The 22,716-nt window shown below is 48.6% G+C and carries 20 protein-coding genes; 8 read left to right on the top strand and 12 right to left on the bottom strand.

The window, feature by feature from the left end:
- Position 1: 1 nt before the first annotated feature.
- Entirely contained in the window at positions 2-682 is a 681-nt protein-coding gene (artQ, locus tag TSUB_RS06865; protein WP_087018601.1) for an arginine ABC transporter permease ArtQ, read from the top strand.
- Positions 679-1,347, top strand: a complete 669-nt coding sequence (gene artM, locus TSUB_RS06860; RefSeq protein WP_087018603.1) for an arginine ABC transporter permease ArtM — start codon at positions 679-681, stop codon at positions 1,345-1,347. The genes artQ and artM overlap by 4 nt, the downstream gene beginning before the upstream one ends.
- 38 nt (positions 1,348-1,385) lie before the next feature.
- Here artM and TSUB_RS06855 read toward each other — a convergent pair whose 3' ends face one another.
- The 8 genes from TSUB_RS06855 to TSUB_RS06820 form a co-directional block, all read right to left on the bottom strand.
- The gene (locus tag TSUB_RS06855) at positions 1,386-2,354 is read right to left on the bottom strand and encodes a GGDEF domain-containing protein (protein ID WP_087018605.1); all 969 of its coding nucleotides are present in this window, start codon (positions 2,352-2,354) and stop codon (positions 1,386-1,388) included.
- A gap of 174 nt (positions 2,355-2,528) precedes the next feature.
- Positions 2,529-4,190, bottom strand: a complete 1,662-nt coding sequence (locus TSUB_RS06850; RefSeq protein WP_087018607.1) for an ABC transporter substrate-binding protein — start codon at positions 4,188-4,190, stop codon at positions 2,529-2,531.
- Positions 4,191-4,547: 357 nt separating this feature from the next.
- Positions 4,548-5,066 (bottom strand): GNAT family N-acetyltransferase, encoded by a 519-nt coding sequence (locus tag TSUB_RS06845; protein ID WP_087018609.1) that lies wholly within the window; start codon positions 5,064-5,066, stop codon positions 4,548-4,550.
- An 89-nt stretch (positions 5,067-5,155) separates the two neighbouring features.
- Positions 5,156-6,274 (bottom strand): dihydrolipoamide acetyltransferase family protein, encoded by a 1,119-nt coding sequence (locus tag TSUB_RS06840; RefSeq protein ID WP_087018610.1) that lies wholly within the window; start codon positions 6,272-6,274, stop codon positions 5,156-5,158.
- Positions 6,275-6,296: 22 nt separating this feature from the next.
- Positions 6,297-7,268, bottom strand: coding sequence for an alpha-ketoacid dehydrogenase subunit beta (locus tag TSUB_RS06835; protein WP_087018684.1), 972 nt, complete (start codon positions 7,266-7,268; stop codon positions 6,297-6,299).
- Positions 7,269-7,320: 52 nt separating this feature from the next.
- Positions 7,321-8,388 (bottom strand): pyruvate dehydrogenase (acetyl-transferring) E1 component subunit alpha, encoded by a 1,068-nt coding sequence (gene pdhA / locus TSUB_RS06830; protein WP_087018612.1) that lies wholly within the window; start codon positions 8,386-8,388, stop codon positions 7,321-7,323.
- Positions 8,389-8,557: 169 nt separating this feature from the next.
- On the bottom strand, positions 8,558-9,514 hold the full coding sequence (locus TSUB_RS06825) for an electron transfer flavoprotein subunit alpha/FixB family protein (protein ID WP_087018615.1): 957 nt from the start codon (positions 9,512-9,514) through the stop codon (positions 8,558-8,560).
- Entirely contained in the window at positions 9,511-10,269 is a 759-nt protein-coding gene (locus TSUB_RS06820) for an electron transfer flavoprotein subunit beta/FixA family protein (protein ID WP_087018617.1), read from the bottom strand. The genes TSUB_RS06825 and TSUB_RS06820 overlap by 4 nt, the downstream gene beginning before the upstream one ends.
- A gap of 249 nt (positions 10,270-10,518) precedes the next feature.
- On the opposite strand from TSUB_RS06820, the gene TSUB_RS06815 reads away from it, so the two are divergent.
- Positions 10,519-12,162 (top strand): electron transfer flavoprotein-ubiquinone oxidoreductase, encoded by a 1,644-nt coding sequence (locus TSUB_RS06815; RefSeq protein ID WP_087018619.1) that lies wholly within the window; start codon positions 10,519-10,521, stop codon positions 12,160-12,162.
- Between the two features lie 49 nt (positions 12,163-12,211).
- Here TSUB_RS06815 and uxuA read toward each other — a convergent pair whose 3' ends face one another.
- The 3 genes from uxuA to TSUB_RS06800 all read right to left on the bottom strand — a co-directional run bounded on the left by uxuA (position 12,212) and on the right by TSUB_RS06800 (position 15,401).
- Positions 12,212-13,396: a mannonate dehydratase gene (uxuA, locus tag TSUB_RS06810; RefSeq protein WP_087018620.1), complete on the bottom strand. Its 1,185-nt coding sequence runs from the start codon at positions 13,394-13,396 to the stop codon at positions 12,212-12,214.
- 130 nt (positions 13,397-13,526) lie between these two features.
- On the bottom strand, positions 13,527-14,309 hold the full coding sequence (locus tag TSUB_RS06805) for an FCD domain-containing protein (RefSeq protein ID WP_087018622.1): 783 nt from the start codon (positions 14,307-14,309) through the stop codon (positions 13,527-13,529).
- A gap of 111 nt (positions 14,310-14,420) precedes the next feature.
- Complete coding sequence (locus TSUB_RS06800; protein WP_087018624.1) at positions 14,421-15,401, bottom strand: TRAP transporter substrate-binding protein; 981 nt, start codon at positions 15,399-15,401, stop codon at positions 14,421-14,423.
- A 278-nt stretch (positions 15,402-15,679) separates the two neighbouring features.
- Between TSUB_RS06800 and TSUB_RS06795 the strand changes: the two genes are divergently transcribed.
- The 5 genes from TSUB_RS06795 (at position 15,680) to TSUB_RS06775 (ending at position 21,302) form a co-directional block, all read left to right on the top strand.
- Complete coding sequence (locus TSUB_RS06795) at positions 15,680-16,186, top strand: TRAP transporter small permease (protein ID WP_087018626.1); 507 nt, start codon at positions 15,680-15,682, stop codon at positions 16,184-16,186.
- A 73-nt stretch (positions 16,187-16,259) separates the two neighbouring features.
- Positions 16,260-17,561, top strand: a complete 1,302-nt coding sequence (locus tag TSUB_RS06790) for a TRAP transporter large permease (RefSeq protein WP_087018628.1) — start codon at positions 16,260-16,262, stop codon at positions 17,559-17,561.
- Between the two features lie 108 nt (positions 17,562-17,669).
- Entirely contained in the window at positions 17,670-19,139 is a 1,470-nt protein-coding gene (locus tag TSUB_RS06785) for a fructuronate reductase (protein ID WP_087018630.1), read from the top strand.
- A 53-nt stretch (positions 19,140-19,192) separates the two neighbouring features.
- Entirely contained in the window at positions 19,193-20,611 is a 1,419-nt protein-coding gene (uxaC, locus tag TSUB_RS06780; RefSeq protein ID WP_087018632.1) for a glucuronate isomerase, read from the top strand.
- Between the two features lie 58 nt (positions 20,612-20,669).
- A complete protein-coding gene (locus tag TSUB_RS06775; RefSeq protein WP_087018634.1) occupies positions 20,670-21,302 on the top strand; it encodes a hypothetical protein in 633 nt (210 codons plus the stop codon).
- Between the two features lie 145 nt (positions 21,303-21,447).
- On the opposite strand, the gene TSUB_RS06770 is transcribed toward TSUB_RS06775, so the two are convergent.
- A complete protein-coding gene (locus tag TSUB_RS06770; protein ID WP_087018685.1) occupies positions 21,448-22,617 on the bottom strand; it encodes a nucleotide sugar dehydrogenase in 1,170 nt (389 codons plus the stop codon).
- Positions 22,618-22,716: the final 99 nt, after the last annotated feature.

The following is a 22,716-nucleotide window of genomic DNA, read 5'->3' as shown; positions in this document are numbered from 1 at the left end:
TATGGCATTAAGCGGGTATCCTTTAACACTTCTCAATGCTGGCTGGATGACAATCCAGCTAGCCTTGGTATCGCTCCTTGTTGGTTTGATCATTGCCCTAGCATTCGCTGCGGGCGAGATGAGCAAATGGCGTTTGGTGTCTTGGCCAACGACACTATTAGTGACACTGCTTCGCGGTTTGCCTGAGCTACTTGTGGTCCTTTTTATCTTCTTTGGGACCTCACATGCCATATTTTTGCTTACTGGCTCGTTTGTCGAGATTGACCCATTCTGGTCGGGAGTCGTGGCCTTGGCATTGATTTTTGCTGCCTATGCGTCGCAATCTATTCGTGGTGCATTGAAGGCGGTACCTAAAGGGCAAGCAGAAGCCGCCTATGCGTTAGGTTTTGGTAAAACCGCGACTTTTTTCAGATTTGTATTGCCGCAAGCAGTACGACACGCGCTACCCGGCCTAACTAACCAATGGCTAGTGTTACTAAAGGATACCGCGCTGGTCTCTTTGATTGGCGTGACCGACCTAATGAAGCAGGCGCAGCTCATTGCGAGTGCAACACATGAAAGCTTCACCTGGTATGCGACGGTTGCCCTGATTTACTTACTTATCACTCTCATCAGTCAGAAGCTAATCAAACGTCTCTCTGTCTATTTTGAACCACCGGGACAACAGAAGGTGAGCGCATGAAACAATCCGACTTACTTCTCCTCCTCGAGGGATTATGGACTAGCCTAGAGTTGACCTTTGTTGCATTGCTGATCGGATGTACTGTTGCACTCTTGTTCACCTTGGTCCTGATCCTTAGAACACCGTTACTACTGCAGGGTGTAAACGGGGTGATTCTTCTTTTTACGGGGACGCCACTGCTAGTGCAAATCTTCTTGATTTACTATGGCCCGGGACAGTTCGAGTGGCTTCGCGAGAGTTTTTTATGGCAGTGGTTGGTACAGCCTTGGTTTTGTGCGATGTTAGCACTGGCGTTAAACACCGCCGCGTACTCGACACTCTTATTTAAAGGTGCCTTTGATGCCATTCCCAAGCAGCAGTGGGAAGCATGTTCAGCGCTGGGAATGAATAAACGTCAAACCTTGTCGGTATTGCTCCCCTATGCGATTCGCCGTGCAATACCTGCTTATTCTAATGAAGTCATTTTAGTCTTCAAAGGGACGTCACTAGCCAGCACGATCACTATCATGGACATCATGGGCTATGCGCAACGCATCAATGCACAAACCTACGACACACTGACAGTGTTCGGTGCGGCAGGCGCTTTTTACCTCACAGTAAACGGGCTGTTAACCCTCATCTTCAGACGTGTCGAGAAACACGCGCTTGCCTTTGAAGCACACTGATTGTTAGCCCAGATCAACCTCGGTCTGGGTCTTTCACCTCAACCCTCTTCATTTTCATCGATATGTACCGTTTTTCGGGCTTTGCATTCCTCAGCGTGATCGCATCCTTCACAACCACGAATCGTCGACGTATGACTGCAGTTCACATACGTTCTACCGCGGCCATGCTTCTTAACGTAGTACAAGGCGTCATCAGCATGTTGAAACAGTAGCGAAGCCGACGACGAGTCTACAGAGCGCGAAGCAACGCCGACAGACACCGAAATTTCCAGCACGCCAACTTGATTCAGCAATTGCAACTCATTACCTATCTCATGCTGTAAACGCTTGCCCAATACATAAGCCTCGTACGTGGTGGTTTCAGGCAATAGCAATACAAACTCATCACCACCGAAACGAAAGCAGTAATCCTCTTGGCGAATATTTGCCATTAACACATCACTGGTATGCTTTAGCACCCTATCGCCAACAGCATGCCCATAGGTATCGTTGATGTTCTTAAAGTTGTCGATGTCTAACACGAGTATCGATAAGATTCGATGATGCCGCTGATGACGGGCGTACTCTTTCTGTAACGTTTGATCAAACTCGGTACGGTTAAGTGCCCCGGTTAGCGCATCGGTTGTCGCTTTGTATCGCCATACAGCAATCTGGTCTAGGTAGTCAGAGATATCAAACGCAACGCCAAGAATGCCACTCACATCACCCGCTGCATCATAAATAGGATGTTTAGACACAAACAGCGCAAGCCTTTCACCATTGAGGTTTACGACCTCTCGCTGAAACGTTACTGACTCACCAGCATCAAATACCTGCCTATCTTCCGCGAGTAATTGGTGCGCTACCGATGGCAAGAAGAAGTCAAAGTCGTTTTTTCCTTTGATCGCGCTGGCGTCAACATGCAAAAACTCACACACTCGCCGATTGCCAAACAGATAATGTCCATTTTTATCTTTGACAAACATAAAGACGTCCGAGTTATACAGCACATCTTCCAAGCGATTCATAATCAAGTACTTCTTTCTTCTAATAATTTGAGACTAGGCTGCGCGAAAAGGGTTATCAACACCACCGCTGTATGTCAAAGCAGGCAACCTTCCGTGTGAAAAAGTGCAACACTATGATTAACGGTCAAAAAAAAGCCAACCCTAAGGTTGGCTTTTTTAGTTACGTTCTCGACTTTAACTAACAGGTTTCAGATCTAAGACATGCAACAGGCGCTCTGGTGTCCCTTCCCAAATCATTGGGCGACCCTTCTGGTTATCTTCATTCCACCAGCCAGTAAACTTCTTGGTGTTAAACTGGTAGAAGTTTGAACCTGACATCACAGGTACCGTCACTTGGTTCTCTGCGATAATGCGTTGGATCTTATGGGCGATGTTCAACTGATCGTCACGACTCGCCGTTTCATAGAAGCTATCCAGTAAGTCATCTAGCTCTTGATTAGACCAGAAGTGCATCGCAAAACGCGGCATACCCTGCTCCGTCTGAAGACGCGAGTGATAGCCACTGTTCCAATACGTGTGTGGCGTCGGTCCATGGAAGTAGTTGGTATAAGCAATGTCATAAGATGCATTCAGCATGTTTTGGTTATACACCGCAAAGTCCGGGGTACGCGCCGCTGCACGAATACCCACTTCTTCTAGTTGCTCAACCGCAAGCATGACAACGTTATTAAAGTCCGTCCAGCCCATTGGCGATTGAATATCGAGCGTAAAGCTCTTGCCGTCTGGTGTTTCGACAAAACCATCACCCGTTTTATCAACAAAACCGGCTTTCTCCAACAAAGCTTTCGCACTCGCGACGTTGTAGGTCATGAACGGTTTAAACTCTTCATGTGTTTTCTTGTCAGACCACGCCTCGAATGCATAACCTAGACCCGATGCAAAGTCATTGACACTACCGTTACCGTAGTTCGCGACATCAACAATCGTTTGACGGTCAATCGCCATCGAGAATGCGCGACGGAAGTCGATGTTATTTAAGACCTCTTGCTTGATCGGATCCGCAGACTTGAAGTTGAACATGAACGCTTGCGTCCCTGCGGCAGGATACCAGTAGCCGTGATTCTTTGATGCAGCAACAAACGTGGTATCAATATCCGGCACAAACGAGCCAGCCCAATCCACTTCCGAGTTAATCAATGAACCCAATACTTGGTCATTGTGGTTAAACTGAGGAACTCGTAAGCAATCCACATCTAGGCTAGCGTTGTCCCAGTAGTTCGGGTTACGACACTGCACAAATAAGGTTGGAGTAAAGACAGCAATCTCAGTGAAGGGGCCCGTACCCACGGGTTGTTGGTTTTCAAATTCAGTGACATTTTTGACATCTTTCCAGATATGCTGCGGCACAACCGGTACCAGTACAATTTCGTAGGCCGCATTCGTGTTCACTTCGTTAAGGTCAAACGTCACTGTATAGTCATCAACCTTACGCACCCCTTTCACCAAGGCGTTAATACCACGGTCATCAATCGCGCCGTGCTCACTGACCATGTCAAAGGTGAATAGCACATCGTCGGCATTGAAGGTTTCGCCATCCGACCACTTAACCCCCTCACGCAGTTTAAACGTGACCGAAAGTAGATCATCGCTAAAGGTATACTCTGTCGCCAAACGGAACTCAGGGACATTCCCTTTTAGCTCATTAAAAATCACTAAAGGCTCGTAGATAAAATCACGTGCGGTATGAAGACGAGACGAGATGTAGGGGTTAAAATTGCGCACCATGGTCGCATTGTGATTTGGAATGATTGTCACTTGTGACATGTTTTCCAAATTGTTGGCCTGAGCCGCTGACGCGCCTAAAAGTGCAGCAAGTAAGGTAAGAGTCGTTTTCATTTTTTATCCTTTTTCTAATACATCAGAACAAGATTTATGTGAAAACGCATGGCTTTCAATACCTCATATCGAAATTTGGATGAGCAAAAATTCGTCAGAAACATTTTGAAATACATCAGCACCGTAAAGAAAGGCCAGTTAAAAAATTACTTTGATCCATCAGCGATTTTTGAGCAAACAATAACGCGACGATTGTCATGTTTTTCCCGGAAACAAAATGCAAACACCTCACCTTGTTAGCGGATGAGAAGTCACTCGCAACTCCATCACACCGCAAACTCGTTTGAAACCAACAAACCACCTTACATTTTACTTCGAGCGACTTCCCAACAACACTGTGACACGTGTCTCCCTTTACTAAGGCCGTTGAAAAGGCTGCCACTCTTCTCTTAGCAAGGCATAAAAGACCTCGTCCCACCAAGTGCCATCGGGTTGGGGCAAGCACTGTTTTGAATGCGCCTCTTTTCGCATCCCTATCTTTTCCATCACACGCCATGATGCCGGATTCTCAGGCTGCGCCGTCGCGATAATACGGTGTAATCGCATTTCACTAAATCCATAATCCATTGCGGCCCGCGCAGCTTCCGACGCATAGCCCTTTCCTTGGTACTTAGGTGCGATAACCCAACCAAGCTCATACGTTTCTTTCACAAACCATGGATGGAATAACAAGTGACCGATTAATCGGCCGTTCAGTAGGGTGATTGAAAAGGTATGTGGATAGGGCTTATCAATGAGCACCTTTACATCATCAAGTGAATGCACGCCACCCGGTAAAAAAGGCGTCACGTCTTCCAATGATAAATAGGCATATAAGGCGGGTAAATCAGAGTGCGTTGTCGGGCGAATACGCAGACGTTGCGTTTCCAAATGCATAGACAGATCCTTTGCGAGTCTTACGACAAGTCAATCAAGCGGTCACCGATGATAAAGAGTGACAGTGTGACATGTTCAAACGCGGTTGCCTATTCGCCTTGCAGATAATGCGTGAGAGCACGCATAAAACGGGCTGCTTCTCCCCCTGTACACGCACGATGGTCGAAGGTCATGGATATCGGTAAACAGTGCTGTGTCACAAGAGAGCGCTGTTCATCTAACGCTAACTGCTCGTGGAGTCGGCCTATACCTATGATTGCCACTTGGGGAGGTGTGATCACGGGTGTCGCATACAAGCCCGCAATCGCGCCAAAATTACTCAAGGTCAATGTCGCCGTTTGGCCTTGATCGTGTCCCAAGCGTCGACTCCGGATACCTTTAACCGTCTCTCGCAACCAACCCCGTATTGCCGCGTCATTCATACTATCGACTGACTTTATTACTGGCACATATAAACCGTGTTCACTGTCGACCGCGATCCCTATCGACACGTTATCATGCATGCAGCGGGTCATGGTTTCTTCATCAAACCAGGCATTGAGAGCGGGCTCTGTCTGGCACGCATGCACCATAGCTTTGATCACCGCAACCGTAATATCATGATGATGCGCTTCCGCCAGTATCGCTTCCTCCGTCAAGGTAACCGATGCGACATGATGATGAGACTCCGCCATCGCTTTCGCCATACTTCGTCTCGCCCCTTTTAATACTTCCGTCCCCGGCAACTGATGCTGGCATTGGTTATAGACGTCGCTATCTAGCACCGTGCCATTCGGGCCGCTGCCCGGTGTTCGATGAAGATCAATACCCAGCTTGCGTGCCAACCGCCGGGCAGAAGGCATGGCAACAACATTGTCTACCAGCTCAGAGTGCGTGACAGCCAATCCAATGGGTTGCTCGGCTTCGACATTGACTGTTGCGGTATGCTGCGAGACCTGCCCGACCACGGTTCCTGCATCACTGCTTGCTGCGGTGCTGGGTTCAATATCGACTAACTTCACGCCGATATGCAGGATATCTCCCACCTTGCCATAACGATGTAAGATGCGGCCTTGATAAGGTGCGGGGACCTCCACGAGCGCCTTCGCCGTTTCTACAGTCAATAAGACCTGATCGGTCTCAACACTGTCGCCCTCATCCACATGCCAAGCAATGATCTCTGCCTCAGCGAGCCCTTCGCCAAGATCGGGTAATCGAAACGTCTTCATCATAGCTCTCCACTCAAGCTTGCTACCAGTCTTCCATCAACTGTGCCGATTTCTCAACAATGTCCCCAACCGAGATCAGGTTGTAAGCCTCGTTCTTTGCATAAGGCATAACGGTATCAAACCCCGTTAAACGAACAGGTGGCGCTTTGAGCAAACACATCCCTTCTTCCGCAACCCGCGCTAATAACTCAGCCCCAACACCGCATGTTTTCACCGCTTCATGGACCACGAGTAAGCGCCCGGTTTTTCGAAGCGATTGCAGAATCGTCGCCATATCAATCGGCTTTATCGAGGCCAAATCAATCACTTCAATATCGATACCCTGATCGGCCATCTGAGTCGCGGCTTGCATTGCTTCCACAACCAATGCACCCCATGTCACTAGGGTGATATCTCGGCCAGCTTTTAGCACAAAGCTTTGACCCAGTGGCAGAGCCAAGCCATTATTTTCAACGGACGATTTCACCGTGCGATAGATACGTTTCGGCTCAAAGAACATCACGGGGTCATTGCTACGGATCGCCGCCAACAGTAATCCATAAGCGCGTTGCGGCGATGAAGGAATCACCACTTGTAATCCCGGTGTATGCGCAAACAACGCTTCGACACTTTCAGAATGGTGCTCTGGGGCGTGAATACCGCCTCCAAACGGCGCGCGGTACACCAATGGACAACTTAACCGACCACGGGTACGATTTCGCAGCCTCGCTGCGTGACAAACAATGTGCTCCATTGCCGGAAAAACAAAGCCTTGAAATTGAAACTCAGCAACGGGCCGCAACCCTTGCGCTGCCATGCCAACCGCAACACCACCGATCATCGCCTCTGCAAGCGGTGTGTCCATGACACGTTTAAAGCCAAATTTCTGCTTCAACCCCTGCGTGGCTCGAAAGACCCCGCCGTTTTCTGCGACATCTTCGCCTAAGACCACCACATTGGGATCCCGAGACATTTCATAATCCAGTGCCATGTTCACTGCCTCAAGTAAGCTCATAGACACAGCTTGTTGCGGCTTAGTATCAGTAGTAGATAAAGAAAGTGGTCGTTCAGCCATCATTGTCGGCCTCCATCCGCATCGCTTTTTGAATCAAGGCGTCACGTTGCTGATGCAGCTCTTGTGGCAACTCAGCGTACAGATGATCGAACGCTGACTCGGGCGCTTGCGGCATCGTGGCGTGGTACTGTGCAACGGCGTCTTCAATCACTCTTCCGCAGCTCTGTTCCCATTCATGCTGTTTCGAATCCGTCCACAAACGTGCGTTGATGAGGTATTGTTTGAGGCGCAACAGTGGTTCTGCTTGCCATGCCGCTTTAAGCTCTTCCTCAGGGCGGTATCGACTCGCGTCGTCGGCCGTTGTGTGATCGCTGAGCCGATAGCTGTGCATCTCAATCACCGTCGCCCCCAGTCCGCGTCGCGCCCGCTGCAAGGCCTCTTTTACACTGTCATAAACCGCAATCACATCATTACCATCTACCGATACACCGGGGATACCCGCGCCTTTTGCTTTGTCGATCAGGGTTAAGGCTGCCGATTGCAGCTTACGCGGCACAGAAATGGCCCACTGGTTGTTGTTAATCACAAACACGACCGGTAGTTGCCAAACCCCCGCCAAGTTGATCGATTCAGAAAAGTCCCCTTTTGATGTCGCACCATCACCAAGGTTTACCAGAACAGCGGATCTTTGATGACGCAGTTTCATTGCAGTAGCAACGCCTACCGCATGTGTGCATTGGGTTGCTATCGGCACGCAAAAGGGAAAATCACCGCTGAGAGAAGGAAAATCGGAACCCCGCTCATCGCCCCCCCAATAAAGTAAGTTGTGAGTCATGGAGACCCCACGCATCCACTGCACTGGCATGTCACGGTAGTAAGGAATGAGTGTGTCGTGGTCCTCAAGGGCTGCACCCGTTCCAATACCGATCGCTTCCGCTCCGAGATGGGATGGATACGTGCCAAGCTGCCCTGTTCGCTGTAAGGCTATCGCTTTCTTGTCGTAGAGTCGTACCAGCACCATGTGCTGGTAGAGTTTTAGCAAATATGCCGATGACATGACTGTCGACCAGTCTTTCACACTGGTGCCATCTAGCGCTAAGTACCGCAGCATCTCGCCCATAAGGCCTCCTCATGGCATCACGCTCTCGGTGTTCCTTGCGTTGAGAACATGACAACGAAGAAACGCGTATTCAATATCGCGACGCATTTCCTTTAGTGTATGCAACGACGTCATCAATCGACAAAAACTGCTTGTTGATAGAGAAGTAAATTTCCCTTTACACACCCAGCTAAAGTCCATCTATGAGTTGAGGTAACACGTCAAATAAGTCGCCAACATAGCCCACATCGGCAACATCAAAGATGGCAGCGTCCGGATCACGGTTAATTGCTATCACGACCCCCGCGTCCTTTATCCCCGCCACATGTTGAATAGCGCCAGAGATACCAATCGCAATATAAAGTTTCGGCGCAATCACTTTGCCGGTTTGCCCCACTTGGTGATCATTACTGATAAAGCCTGCATCGACAGCCGCACGAGATGCCCCAATCGCTGCACCTAGCTTGTCTGCTAACGCCTCCAACAGTTCAAAATGTTCAGCTTGTTGAAACCCCCGCCCTCCAGATACAACAATCTCTGCTGACCCTAATTCAGGCCTCGCCGATTCAAGGAGATGATGTGCCAACCACTTAGTCGATGCCACGCCATTTGATGTCAGCGACAACGGCATCTCTTCACTCGATGCCGCCTTGTCGCCAATCTGTGGCTCAACATCAAATGCACTTACCCTGAGTGTCATCACAATCAGAGGATCACTTGTCGTCATACACGCGAGCGCGTTCCCGGCGTACATAGGACGCACAAACTGCTCACCTCGAATGGCGACGACATCAGAGAGCATGCCAACATCATGCTGTGCAGCAACACGAGAGAGTGTGACTTGATTGTGTTGCCCAGAAGCCGCGACCAAATAGCGATAATTGGGAGCTTGTTGAGACAGAGCGTCGGCACTCGCCACCGCCAATTGAGTATCTTCAGACGGCAGCAATAAAACCTTATTTACAACACCTTGATGCTGAAGCCCTTCAATGCGTGTTTTCTTGCTGTCCTCACCAGCAACAAGAACATCAATCTCTGGTTGTCCGGCGATTTCAGATCGGACGATATCGATTAGCTTTTTGGCTGAAGATAAAGGCGTGTCATGGCACAGATAAACCAAGACCCCCGTTGCATGTGGCTCACTCATACCGCCTCCCTTGCACGTTTAATCGCGGCCAAAAGAACCTCGACAGACTCCACTTTCTCACCCGCAGAACGGGACTTTGGCGGGTAATAGGCGACACACTGATGTCGTTGCTCATAAACGAGGCCTAGATCTTCCAACTGGAGTGTCGAGAGTGGCTTGGTTCGCGCCTTCATAATATTGGGGAGAGAGGTAAAGCGCGGCTCATTCAAGCGAAGATCAACACTGACAACGGCGGGTAGCTGCAGCTCAAGTTCGCACATTCCTTTATCGGACTCTTCCGTTATCCATACTGCGCCGGACGACATGCGTAACTCACTGATCCAGCTTGCCTGCGGCCAGTCTAATAACCCGGCCAACATCGACGGGACTTGGCCGTTATCGCTGTCAATACTTTGCTTACCTAACAACACGAGTTGGGCGTTGTGCGCCTTCACCAAGGCAGCAAACACTTTTGCGACCAATAGCGGCTCAACCGGTTTATCTTCATGTACATGGATGGCATCATCCGCCCCCATCGCCAACCCAGCTCGCAAGGTTTCAACACTGGCCTCATCACCGATAGAAACAACCGTCACCCTCTCTACCAGCCCAGCCTCTTTAAGTTGAATGGCTTGTTCCAGCGCGATTTCACAAAATGGATTGATCACATGCTTGATGTGCTTGGTTTCAATCGTGACCGTCTCTGCGTCACTTTGTTTCAACATCACTTTCGTATAGGGATCGGGAACACGCTTGAGTCCAACAAGTACCTGCATAGTACCTCCAAAACGAGAGAGCAATCGTAGCCAAATCTGTTTCTCCTAAGCGTAGAAAAGTTTACGTTTACGTCAACGTAATAGCCTGTGCCATACTTAACGAAGCGTAAAGATTCCCTGACAGCATAGAAATGGCGATATTCGATTCTGCTTGTTCACCGCGCCTAAGCAGAGTGGTTAAGCAGATAACACAACGCAATGCCCAGTTATGAACTAATAAGTTAATAGATTAAGTCGTGATAGGAGTGAATCATGCGAGAGTCCATCACCTTTGACATCGTGATTGTTGGAGCAGGGCCTGCTGGCTTAAGTGCGGCCTGCCAGATAATGAAACTCGCAAAACTCGAAGATCGTTCGCTGTCTGTTGCCGTCGTTGAAAAGGCAGACGTTGTGGGGGGCCATATTATCTCTGGCGCTATTTTCGACAAACGGCCACTCGAGGAGATGTTTCCCGATTGGAGAGATCTCGACGCGCCTGTCACCCAAGCTGTTACTCATGACAAGCTGGCCTTTTTGGCCAATCACGATTTCGCCATCACAATCCCCAATAGCCTGATCCCGCCTAGCCTTCATAACGACGACCATTTCATTATCAGCCTTGGTGAACTGTGCCAATGGCTTGCCAACCAAGCACAGAGTCTGGGTGTGGAGATCTTCACCGGGTTCAGTGCCGCGTCACTCTGTTACGATGAGTCAGGAAAAGTCGTCGGTGTTACGACGGGTGAAAAAGGCCTAGATAGTCGTCGACAACAAACAAGCAACTATCAAGAAGGTATTGACATACTTGCAACCTACACCCTGCTTGCCGAAGGCTCACGCGGCCATTTAGGCAAAGAGGTTATTTCTCAGTTTACGCTCGATAAACAATGTGAAGTCCAGCATTACGCCCTCGGGTTCAAAGAGCGCTGGCAAGTGCCGCATGCCATTCACGCGGCGGGCTCAGTGCTACATACCATTGGGTATCCACTCTCAGGTAAGGCCAGTGGTGGCGGGTTCTGTTATCAAATTAACGACAATGAAGTTATCGTTGGCCTCATCGTTGACCTCAACTATCGCAACCCTTATCTCAACCCTTACGAAGAGTTTCAGCAACTTAAAAGGCATCCTCAGATCAAAACCTGGCTAGAAGGCGGCGAGAGAGTGAGCTACGGCGCACGAACGCTGACTAAAGGTGGATTACTCTCTCTACCTGAACAGAGTTTTCCCGGCGGGATCCTTATCGGCTGTGATGCGGGTACGTTAGATGTTGCCAGAATCAAAGGCAGCCATTGTGCCATGAAATCTGGCATGATTGCGGCTGAAGCCATTCTTGATGCCTACAAAGAGCCCTCGCTACCAATCCGCCCCGACTATAAGACGTTTTTTGAATCCACATGGCTGTTTGACGAACTTAAACAAACGCAAACATTTGCTGCATCCATCCATCGTTTAGGCCCGGTATTGGCTGGCGGTCTTGCTACCGTCGAACAGTACTTGTTTGAACATACTCCGCCATGGAAATTCAATGACGATTTACCAGATCATCAAGCAACGGAGCGTATTGACCACCACAAGCCGATTGATTATCCCCCTTATGACAATCAATACACCTTCGATCGAGCAAGCTCTGTCTTTCTTACGGGGATCCATCATCCCGAGAATCAACCTTGCCACCTACATCTCACCTGCCCTCAAACACCCATCGATATCAATCTACCCTTGTTCGCCGAACCTGCCCAACGCTATTGTCCCGCGGGCGTGTATGAAATTGTGGATGATGGGGAAGCAGCAAGGTTACAGATCAATGCAGGCAACTGTATTCACTGTAAAACGTGCGATATCAAGGACCCTAACCTCAATATTCGCTGGATGCCCCCTGAAGGTGGCAGTGGGCCAAATTATGGCAAGATGTGAAAAAACCCGAGCACTGCTCGGGTTTTAGTTAATGAATAAGGCGTGAACGCTACTTGTTAAATAAGGCGCGCTTCAAACCGAGTTCTAAACCACGAATTTCTGCTAAACCTTTTAAGCGACCAATACACGAGTAGCCGGGATTGGTTTTCTTGGTTAAATCATCAATCATCTGATGGCCGTGATCAGGACGCATGGGTATTAATCGATGATTGCCCTGTGCGGCTCGGCGTTCCTCTTCGACAAGTATCGCTTTTACGACTTCATACATGTCGACATCGCCATCTAGATGCGCCGCTTCATGGAAAGTCATTGGGTTATCTTCACGCTTGGTAGAACGTAAATGCGTAAAGTAAATACGGTCACCATACTGCTCGATCATATTGACGAGATCATTGTCACCACGGACGCCATAAGATCCCGTACACATAGTGATACCATTCGCACTGCTAGGTACGCGCGTGGTTAGCCATTCAATGTCTTCAATGGTTGAAACAACGCGAGGTAAACCCAGAATCGGCCGTGGCGGATCATCAGGGTGAACCGCCAACTTGATGCCATGCGCTTCACAAGTCGGCATCAAGGCGTCAAGAAACAGCGCCATGTTATTTCGAAGTGTCTCGCGGTCAATCGCTTGATAGCGATCGAGCTGCGCTTGAAACTCGTCTAGCGTATACCCTTCTTCAGCACCCGGTAAACCCGCGATAATATTGGCAGTCAGCTTATCAACGTCACCTTGGCTCATCTGAGCAAAATAGGTCGCGGCTTGATCACGCTCTTCTACCGTATAAGCCTCTGCCGCATTGGGACGTTTTAAAATGTGAAGCTCAAAAGCCGCAAAGGCAATTTGATCGAAACGCAACGCTCTTGAACCATCCGGCATTTCGTACTCAAGGTCCGTACGCGTCCAATCAAGTACTGGCATGAAGTTATAGCAAACGGTATCAATACCGCACGCCGCTAAGTTTTCTAGCGTCGCTTTATAATTATCAATCCAAGTCTCGTAGTGACCACTGCGCGTTTTGATCTCTTCATGCACAGGCACACTTTCGACCACAGACCATGTCAGCCCTTTTTCTTCAATTAAGGCCTTGCGAGCCATAATTTCTTCTTTTGACCACACCTCCCCATTGGGTATGTGGTGTAACGCAGTCACAATCCCTGTCGCACCCGCCTGTTTAATATCGTTTAACGACACGCCATCATTGGGGCCATACCAGCGCCAAGTTTGCTCCATAACAATCACCTTTTTTGAACATGACTGAACCTTCAAACAAACGTTGAATATCAGTACGTATTTATTATTTGGTCATCGAGTGACGTAGTCACCCGACAAAAGCGCAATAAAAACTCAGATTCTGAGTGAATTACTCAGTTACGAGGACAACAGGATTAGAGCTGAACAAGAAGCCATCGAACGATGGGTCGTTCACATCGGAAAGCTCTAACAAACGTTGTTTTACATTTTCAAGGTGTTGCCACATGGCATGTTTGGCCGCAATAGGATCTTTGCGTTGCATCGCCGTCAAGATTTTTGCGTGATCTTCGAGCCAATCCTCTCGGTAAGCTTGATCAATAATATGCGTGTGAAGCTTCTTCCACATTGGGCTGTTTTCTCGCATATCCCAAGAGTGTTTCAGCATTTCAACCAACACAGAGTTCTGAGTCGCTCGGGCGATACAGAGATGAAATTCTTCATCCCCTTTGCTTTCATCAATGCCCTTTTCAAACTCGGATTTCTCCAATGCCAATGCCGCACGCATTTTAGCAATATCGCCGGGTGTTACCTGCATGGCTGCAAACTCAGCGATATTACTCTCTAGCAATTGACGGGCTTGGAGCATCTCAAAGGGACCCGCTTCATCGGAAAATACCGCTTCGCGACCATTTGACTGGTTTGGAATATTAATGACATAAACCCCAGAGCCTTTTTTCACTTCCACCAAGTTTTCGAGCTCTAACATGATGATGGCTTCGCGTACAACCGTACGACTCACATCGAGTTTGTCAGCAATATCTCGTTCAGGAGGCAGTCGATCCCCGACCTTGTACTCACCCTCAGCCAGTTGTTGTCTGAGAATTAAGCCAATTTCTTGATAAGGTCGTTTCGGTTCAAAGGGCATCATAATAAGGTTTTGTATCTGTTCCATCGCTCCAACTAATGCAATCTTAATACGCTATCTAAATTGGTCAATCAATTAATGTGTCTTTTGTGCAATACCTTGAAATTGCTGGCCTACGCCAGCAATTTCAGACCTAACTTATTGAACCGCTTTAATGCGCTCAACCAGTGAGTGCAAGTCAGGGTTGTTAGATTCAATATTCTCATAAATTGGTTGCACCGCTTCGACGAACGCCGTTTTGTTAGGTGACACAAATTCGACACCCATCTTTTCTGCGCGTGCACGCTCTTTTTGCTCTGATTCAGCCCAAAGCGCTTTCATCAGTTCCATCGAGTTGATGGCGGCTGTTTTCAAATGCTCACGGTTTTCTTCCGATAACGCGTCATAAGCTTTGGTCGAAATCACCAATACGTCCGGCACCATAGTATGTTCATCTAAGCTAAAGTACTTCGACACTTCACTGTGACGACTTAGGCTAAATGACGGAATGTTGTTCTCGGCCGCATCCACTACACCTTGCTGCAGCGCGGTATAAAGCTCACCGTAGGCCAACGGGGTTGGACTTCCTCCTAGCGCGTTAACCATATTGATCGCCGATGGGCTTGGCTGCACACGGATTTTCATTCCTTTAAGATCTTCCGGTGTGTTGATGGGCTTCGATGTGTAGAAACTGCGCGCGCCCGCATTGTAATAGGTCACACCTACAAAGCCGCTATCTCGTGAAGACGCAAGAATCTCTTCGCCAATCTCACCTTCTTTAACATTGAAGTAATGGGCTTGGTCGCGGAAAAGGTATGGCAAATTGAATACTGCGTAATCAGGTGCGAACGCTTCGAGCTCGGCAGCGTTAGTCTTCACCATTTCCAGTGCGCCATTTTGCATCAGTTCCATCGATTCTCGCTGAGTACCAAGCTGAGCATCCGGATAAATACGAATACGCACATCGCCATCAGTCAGCTCTTTTACCTCTTTCGCCATCGCAGCCATCGCTTTATGTACAGCATGATCTCGATTGTGGTTGTGGCTCAATTTCAGTGTGGTTGCCGCATAAGCGGAGGTTGCGCCAAAAGTCAGTGCTGCACCAACAAGAGCCGTCAGAACGCGTTTGGATGTCTTCATTATTATCTCCGTAAGATTGGTTATCCAATTTGTAGGGTGTCGCCGTTATTGAGGTCATTATTGGCGGACATCAGGTAACAGTCAAAGACCAAACCACAATTGGTTGACCCAAATCACGAATTTACGCCTGTTTTTGGTCAACCAATTTAAACGTGAGGTCGATCACGTGTATTTTTCTACCCTGAAAACTATACTCAGTGCAGTTTCAAAGCCCCAACGGTCAAGATAGATCAGTAACTCTACAATTGGGCTACCAATTATAAGTAAGGATAACCCCAATGAATAAACTCATCGGCTATGTAAACAAGATGCTCTCTTGGTTTACCGTGTCACTCTCTTCCTTTTTGGTGTTTTGTGTTATCTGGCAGGTGATATCCCGTTATGTTATCGGCAAACCAAGCACCATTACGGATGAACTCGCTCGCTACTTGTTCATGTGGGTCGCACTCATTGGCGCGGCTTACACCACAGGCGTCAAGCGCCACCTAGCAATCGATCTCCTGACAATGAAGCTCAAAGGGAAACGTAAGCTCATCAATGAAATTTTCATTCAACTCGCTATTGCCGCTTTCAGTGCCATCGTACTGGTTTATGGCGGTAGCAACCTCGCAATGAAAACGCTGGCAACAGGGCAAATCACCCCCGCGCTCGGTTGGTCCATGGGCTACATCTATTTCTGTCTACCCATCAGTGGCGCACTCATGATCTTCTACTCTGCGATCTTCGCGACTGAAAAAGTACAACAGTTGATTCACGGGGAAGGTGAAACAGCACAACAACAATAAGTCATACCCACAACGTGTTATTGATGAACACGTTAGTTTAGAAATGATTTCGACTAATTGAAGGAATATCCCTATGGATTGGCAAGTCTTACTCACCCTATTTGGTAGCTTTGGGATCCTACTGCTGCTTGGTATCCCAGTCTCATTTTCAATTGGCCTCGCCAGTTTGGCGACGATTTGCATGTCGTTACCACTGGAGCCCGCGATTGCCGTTGTCGCACAACGCATGGCCGCTGGATTAGATAACTTTGCCCTACTCGCGATCCCATTTTTTATCTTAGCCGGCAACATCATGAACCAAGGCGGCATTGCGATTCGTTTGATCAATTTTGCCAAAGTACTGGGCGGACGACTACCGGGTTCCTTGGCCCACGTCAACGTCATGGCCAACATGATGTTTGGGTCGATTTCTGGTTCTGCTGTTGCCTCCGCTGCCGCAGTGGGTGGCACAATGGCACCATTGCAAAAAAACGATGGCTATGATGAACACTACTCGGCTGCCGTCAATATTACCTCCTGTCCAACAGGCTTATTGATCCCGCCGAGTAACACGCTCATTGTTTTCTCTCTCGTATCAGGCGGTACGTCAATTGCCGCACTTTTCCTTGCTGGCTATCTACCCGGCATCTTGATGGGGCTAAGCCTAATGGCCGTGGCTGGCATTATCGCCAAACGCCGCGGTTACCCAGTCGCAGAGCGCCCAAGCTTAGCCATGGTATGGGATACCACGGTGAAGGCACTGCCTTCTCTACTCCTTATCGTGATCATCATGGGAGGCATCATCGGTGGCGTCTTTACCGCCACAGAAGCATCGGCAATCGCGGTCGTTTATACCTTCATGCTCGCCGTTGTCTTTTATCGCGAAGTGAAGCTGAGAGATTTACCGGGCATCATCCTAGAGTCTGCTGTCACCACCTCGATCGTACTCCTGCTGATTGGTGCCTCAACCGGTATGTCGTGGGCGATGGCCAACGCAGATATCCCTTACATGATTGCTGATGCACTACTGGCTGTTTCTGAAAATCCGATCATTATTTTGCTGATTATCAATTTGATTCTGCTGATAGTGGGCATCTTCATGGATATGACACCAGCGATTTTGATCTTTACCCCTATCTTCTTGCCTATTGCACTTGATATGGGCATCGACCCAGTGCATTTCGGCATCATGATGACATTTAATCTCGCTATCGGTATTTGCACACCGCCTGTCGGTAGTGCGTTATTCATTGGTTGCTCGGTAGCCAAAGTCAATATCGAGAAGATCATTAAGCCGTTACTGCCTTTCTATGCTGCGCTTATCGCCGCATTGGCCGCGGTGACCTTTATTCCTGAAATCAGCCTCTTCTTGCCTCGCCTTGTTTTAGGCTACTAACCAAAAACAGACAATGAAACATTGCGCGCTACCGTCCCTAACCGGTAGGCGCGCTTCACTCAGGTTATACAGATTAACTCTGCCAGCCGCAGAGCTTGGAGAATCAACATGGACAACGTCGCTACGGCTAAGCTAAACCCTCAGGTTCAGCAACCTCAATACGCTCGCCAACACTTAAAATCACGCATCGTTCATCTCGGCTTTGGCGCATTTCATCGTGCGCACCAGGCCCTATTCACTGATGAAATGTTGACCAAAACAGAGAGTGATTGGGGAATCTGTGAAATTAATCTTTTTGGTGGCGAAGCACTCATTACCCAGTTACGTGCCCAAGATCACCTCTATACTGTCGCGGAAAAAGGGGCGGACAAAACCGACATTAAACTGATTGGCGCCGTGACGGAATCCCTTCATCCCACCTTCGAAGGGCAGGAAGCGGTGCTCGAAAAAATGGCCGAGCCTCAAGTCGCCATTGTTTCGATGACCATCACAGAAAAAGGCTACTGCGCGGACCCGGCTTCAGGACGCTTAGACAAAGAAAACCCGCTGATTAAGGCCGATCTCGCTCATCCGCAATCGCCTGACTCTGCCATTGGTTACATTGTAGAAGCGCTTCGCCGCCGCAGGGATCGCAACCTGACCGCCTTTACTGTCATGTCGTGCGATAACGTCCAAGAAAATGGCCATGTTGCTCGCGCCGCTATCATGGATTACGCGCACCTCATTGATACCGAGTTGGCAAGTTGGATTGAGTCAAACGTTACTTTCCCTTGCACTATGGTTGATCGAATTGTGCCTGCCGCCACAGCAGAAACACTCGATGAAATTGCCTCACTTGTCGGCGTTGCTGACCCTTGTGGTATCGCTTGTGAGCCATTTCGTCAGTGGGTGATTGAAGACAACTTTGTGAATGGCCGACCTGATTGGGATATCGCTGGTGCGGAGTTCGTTACTGATGTGGTGCCGTATGAAGAGATGAAATTACGTATGCTCAACGGCAGCCACTCTTTCTTGGCTTACTTAGGTTATCTCGGTGGCTATGCCCACATCTCAGACACGATGACCAATCCACACTATCGACAAGCCGCCTATGACATGATGATGCAAGCGCAAGCGCCGTCGCTCAACATGCCTGAGGGCACAGATTTAGAAAGCTATGCGCGTCTGCTTATCGACCGTTTCACCAACCCAAGCTTAAAGCACCAAACTTGGCAGATTGCGATGGATGGCAGCCAGAAAATTCCTCAACGCTTGGGCGGAAGCTTACGCTATCACCTCGCCAATGGCAGTGAGTTCTCATGGCTAGCTATGGGGGTAGCGGGTTGGATGCGCTACATTGCAGGTCAGGATGAGCAAGGCAACACCATCGATGTTCGCGATCCCATGATTGACCAATTCCAAGCACTTTATGCGCAAGCAGGTATCTCTACCCAAGCTGCACGCCAACTCCTCGCTCTCGAGAGCATATTCGGCACCGACTTACCGAAAGAGGCGAAGTTCGTTAATGCCGTGATTGATGCTTATCAACACCTCTGTGACCATGGTGCTCGACACGCTGTCGCTTCCCTGTGCCAATAATCTAACAACAATCATCACTGCCCCCACATGCTCGTGGGGGCCGAGGAACAACAATGAAAACTTTTCTTTGTGAAGACTTCTTACTTAGCAACGACATTGCGCGCACTCTTTATCACGACTATGCCAAGGCAATGCCCATTTATGACTATCATTGCCATCTCAATCCACAAGAGGTCGCAGACGATCGCCAGTTTGAGAACATGACCCAAATCTGGCTAGAAGGCGATCACTATAAATGGCGAGGGATGCGCGCAGCCGGCATTGATGAATCCCTGATCACAGGTGATACCACCAGCGATTACGAAAAGTTTCAAGCCTGGGCGAAAACTGTCCCTCTGACACTGGGTAATCCACTTTATCACTGGACTCACTTAGAACTACGACGTCCTTTCGGTATTACCGACATGCAGCTCAATAGTGATAGCGCCGAGACTATTTGGCATCAAGCCAAAGAGCGCCTCGCGACCCCAGAGTTCAGCGCTCGCGGTATTATGAAGCAGATGAATGTCGTTATGGCAGGCACAACCGATGACCCTATTCACACACTGGAACATCACAAAAAAATTGCCGACGATAGCCAGTTTGATGTAGAAATTGCACCAAGCTGGCGTCCCGATCGCGCTTTCAAAATTGAGTTAGAGGGTTTTGCCGATTACATGACAGAACTCGGTAAAGCCGCCGATATCGAGATTTCGACATTCCAGCACTTACTTGATGCACTTGAACGCCGTTTGGCACATTTTGCAGCGCACGGCTGTCGCGCGGCAGATCATGGCATCGAAATCGTTCGCTTTGCGGCAATTCCAGATCAGTCAACGCTCGATGATCTCATCGCGCGCCGCCTCAAGGGCGAATCGTTAACCGATACCGAAGTCGCCCAGTTCTCAACGGCGGTTCAGGTTTGGTTGGGTAAACAATACGCAGCGCGAGGTTGGGTCATGCAGCTCCACATTGGCGCGCAGCGCAATAACAGTTCTCGCATGTTTGCATTACTGGGCGCAGACGCAGGCTATGATTCCATTGGCGATCGCCCGTTTGCGTTTGAGCTCGCCAATTTGTTAGATGCCATGGATAACACCAACGAACTGCCGAAAACCATCCTTTACTGCCTCAACCCAAGAGACAATGAGATGATGGCAACCATGGTAGGCAACTTCCAAGGCGGCGGTATAGGGGGCAAAATCCAGTTTGGCTCTGGCTGGTGGTTCAACGACCAAAAAGACGGTATGCAGCGCCAAATGGAGCAGTTGTCTCAGCTTGGGCTTCTGAGCCAGTTTGTCGGTATGCTGACGGACTCACGCAGTTTTCTCTCTTACACACGGCATGAGTACTTCCGCCGTATTCTCTGTAATATGATTGGGCAGTGGGTTCAATATGGCGAAGTGCCCAACGATGAAAAATGGCTCGGCAAACTTGTTCAGGATATCTGTTTCTATAATGCCAAACGCTATTTCTCAATACCCAATGCTTGAGCTTAAGACATCTTCATATTAGGGCTCTTTGTGAGCCCTCATTTTCAATAAGGCCGCTATGAAAATTACCTTTCTCCACACTGTCGACAGTAATATTGGTCACTTTCAACCCTACTTGGCACAACGATCTGACATACTGGCAACCCATAAAGTCATGCCTGAACTACTCCACAATATTGGACGCGACGGATTTCTGCCTAAACATATTCAAGCGACGCAAGCAGCTATTCAATCTCTCGCTACAGCAGAGACCGACCTGGTGGTTTGTACCTGCTCAACGCTGGGCGATATTGCTGAAAACACTGCCGTCGGCCCATCGACAACGGTCATACGGGTCGATAGGCAACTTGCAATTGACACCCAGCCATTTTCGCGCGTCGCCGTGATCGTCGCGGCACCCAGTACGCTAACACCGACGAAACAACTCTTTACTCGACTAAATACCCACAGTCAAATTGATTTCGTACTCTGTGATGACGCATGGAATCACTTTCTTAAAGGCAATACTCAAGCCTATTATCACGCGGTTGCTGAGACGCTAAATCGCCAACAACAGCGTCATGACATTGATGCCATCGCACTCGCTCAACTCTCAATGATCCCAGCGATTACCCAAAGCAATGAGTCCAAAATCCCGCTCCTCCATAGTGTAAAGAGCTTTATGAACAGCAAGATGGTTAACCCGAAATGATGGAAGCGACCTTCATTCTCTTTAATCTCTATACCATTCACTGGCTCTACCAACAGAGCAGCAGCACTGAACAAGAGAAGGTGACTTCCAACCCATAAAAAAATCCCACACTCAGTGGGATTCTTATGTTGATCAATGCATGGCACTAACTATCACTATTAAACAGATCTCGGGTATAGACTTTCTCTACCACATCTTCCAGCTCATCGCTCATCCGGTTAGAAATAATCACATCACTCATCGCTTTAAACGCGTCTAAATCTTTAATCACTTCCGAGTGATAAAAGTGTGATTCATCGAGTGATGGTTCGTAGACGACAACTTGAATACCTTTCGCTTTAATCCGCTTCATGACGCCCTGAATACTTGAACTACGGAAGTTATCAGACCCTGACTTCATCACTAACCGGAATATGCCGACCACGGCGGGATTTTTCTCCCACACTTGGCGGGCGACGAAGTCTTTTCGTGTCGTATTAGCCTCAACAATGGCCGCAATCAGATTGTTTGGCACCTTATCGTAATTCGCCAGTAGTTGTCGGGTATCTTTCGGTAAGCAGTAGCCCCCATAACCAAAAGAAGGATTATTATAATGCTTGCCAATACGCGGATCCAAGCACACCCCTTCAATGATTTCGCGGCTACTCAGATGGTGTGTCTCAGCGTATGTATCTAACTCATTAAAGTACGCCACTCGCATCGCAAGATACGTATTTGAAAAGAGCTTTACGGCTTCCGCTTCCGTTGAGTTAATCAACTTAATGGGGATATCGGTTTTCTCTGCACAATCCGCTAACAGATTGGCAAAGCGCTCTGCTCTGTCTGAAATCTCACCCACAATAATCCGAGATGGGAAGAGATTATCGTAGAGCGCTTTACCCTCTCTTAAAAACTCGGGAGAAAAAACAATGTTTGGGTTGTGATATCTCTCTCGCACTTGTTCCGTGAAACCAACAGGCACGGTTGATTTGATCACCAACACACTGTGCGGCGCATTGTGTGTCACTTCCTCTATCACGCTCTCGACCGAAGAGGTATCAAAATAGTTTGTGTCCGGATCGTAGTTAGTTGGGGTGGCCACAATGACAAAATCCGCGCCTTCATAGGCCAATATTTTGTCTGTCGTCGCCGTCAATCGTAATGACTTTTCGGCCAGATACGCTTCAATTTCAGCATCATGAAACGGTGACTTTCCTTGATTAATCAGCGCTACCCGCTCCTGCGAAACATCGCAGGCAACCACCTCATGCTTTTGCGAAAGTAAGATTGCATTAGATAGCCCAACATACCCACATCCCACAACTGTGATTTTCATACCGTACTCACTCAGTGTCATATAACTTTCATCTTTAAGCGTAGCAGCGCGATATGACATTTTGGGGATGAAATCCCATCAGATTAAAAGAACGATACT

The organism is Thaumasiovibrio subtropicus (genome assembly GCF_019703835.1).
GTDB classification, from domain to species: domain Bacteria; phylum Pseudomonadota; class Gammaproteobacteria; order Enterobacterales; family Vibrionaceae; genus Thaumasiovibrio; species Thaumasiovibrio subtropicus.
The sequence above is the reverse complement of the archived record's forward strand: the minus strand, read 5'-3'. Positions and strand labels throughout refer to the sequence as shown.

What these genes read in the sequence shown, in the direction of transcription:
- artQ (WP_087018601.1), top strand. Translation starts at nt 2, where the DNA reads ATGGCATTAAGCGGGTATCCTTTAACACTTCTCAATGCTGGCTGGATG.
- artM (WP_087018603.1), top strand. Translation starts at nt 679, where the DNA reads ATGAAACAATCCGACTTACTTCTCCTCCTCGAGGGATTATGGACTAGC.
- TSUB_RS06855 (WP_087018605.1), bottom strand. Translation starts at nt 2,354, where the DNA reads ATGAATCGCTTGGAAGATGTGCTGTATAACTCGGACGTCTTTATGTTT.
- TSUB_RS06850 (WP_087018607.1), bottom strand. Translation starts at nt 4,190, where the DNA reads ATGAAAACGACTCTTACCTTACTTGCTGCACTTTTAGGCGCGTCAGCG.
- TSUB_RS06845 (WP_087018609.1), bottom strand. Translation starts at nt 5,066, where the DNA reads ATGCATTTGGAAACGCAACGTCTGCGTATTCGCCCGACAACGCACTCT.
- TSUB_RS06840 (WP_087018610.1), bottom strand. Translation starts at nt 6,274, where the DNA reads ATGAAGACGTTTCGATTACCCGATCTTGGCGAAGGGCTCGCTGAGGCA.
- TSUB_RS06835 (WP_087018684.1), bottom strand. Translation starts at nt 7,268, where the DNA reads ATGAGCTTACTTGAGGCAGTGAACATGGCACTGGATTATGAAATGTCT.
- pdhA (WP_087018612.1), bottom strand. Translation starts at nt 8,388, where the DNA reads ATGGGCGAGATGCTGCGGTACTTAGCGCTAGATGGCACCAGTGTGAAA.
- TSUB_RS06825 (WP_087018615.1), bottom strand. Translation starts at nt 9,514, where the DNA reads ATGAGTGAGCCACATGCAACGGGGGTCTTGGTTTATCTGTGCCATGAC.
- TSUB_RS06820 (WP_087018617.1), bottom strand. Translation starts at nt 10,269, where the DNA reads ATGCAGGTACTTGTTGGACTCAAGCGTGTTCCCGATCCCTATACGAAA.
- uxuA (WP_087018620.1), bottom strand. Translation starts at nt 13,396, where the DNA reads ATGGAGCAAACTTGGCGCTGGTATGGCCCCAATGATGGCGTGTCGTTA.
- TSUB_RS06805 (WP_087018622.1), bottom strand. Translation starts at nt 14,309, where the DNA reads ATGGAACAGATACAAAACCTTATTATGATGCCCTTTGAACCGAAACGA.
- TSUB_RS06800 (WP_087018624.1), bottom strand. Translation starts at nt 15,401, where the DNA reads ATGAAGACATCCAAACGCGTTCTGACGGCTCTTGTTGGTGCAGCACTG.
- TSUB_RS06795 (WP_087018626.1), top strand. Translation starts at nt 15,680, where the DNA reads ATGAATAAACTCATCGGCTATGTAAACAAGATGCTCTCTTGGTTTACC.
- TSUB_RS06790 (WP_087018628.1), top strand. Translation starts at nt 16,260, where the DNA reads ATGGATTGGCAAGTCTTACTCACCCTATTTGGTAGCTTTGGGATCCTA.
- TSUB_RS06785 (WP_087018630.1), top strand. Translation starts at nt 17,670, where the DNA reads ATGGACAACGTCGCTACGGCTAAGCTAAACCCTCAGGTTCAGCAACCT.
- uxaC (WP_087018632.1), top strand. Translation starts at nt 19,193, where the DNA reads ATGAAAACTTTTCTTTGTGAAGACTTCTTACTTAGCAACGACATTGCG.
- TSUB_RS06775 (WP_087018634.1), top strand. Translation starts at nt 20,670, where the DNA reads ATGAAAATTACCTTTCTCCACACTGTCGACAGTAATATTGGTCACTTT.
- TSUB_RS06770 (WP_087018685.1), bottom strand. Translation starts at nt 22,617, where the DNA reads ATGAAAATCACAGTTGTGGGATGTGGGTATGTTGGGCTATCTAATGCA.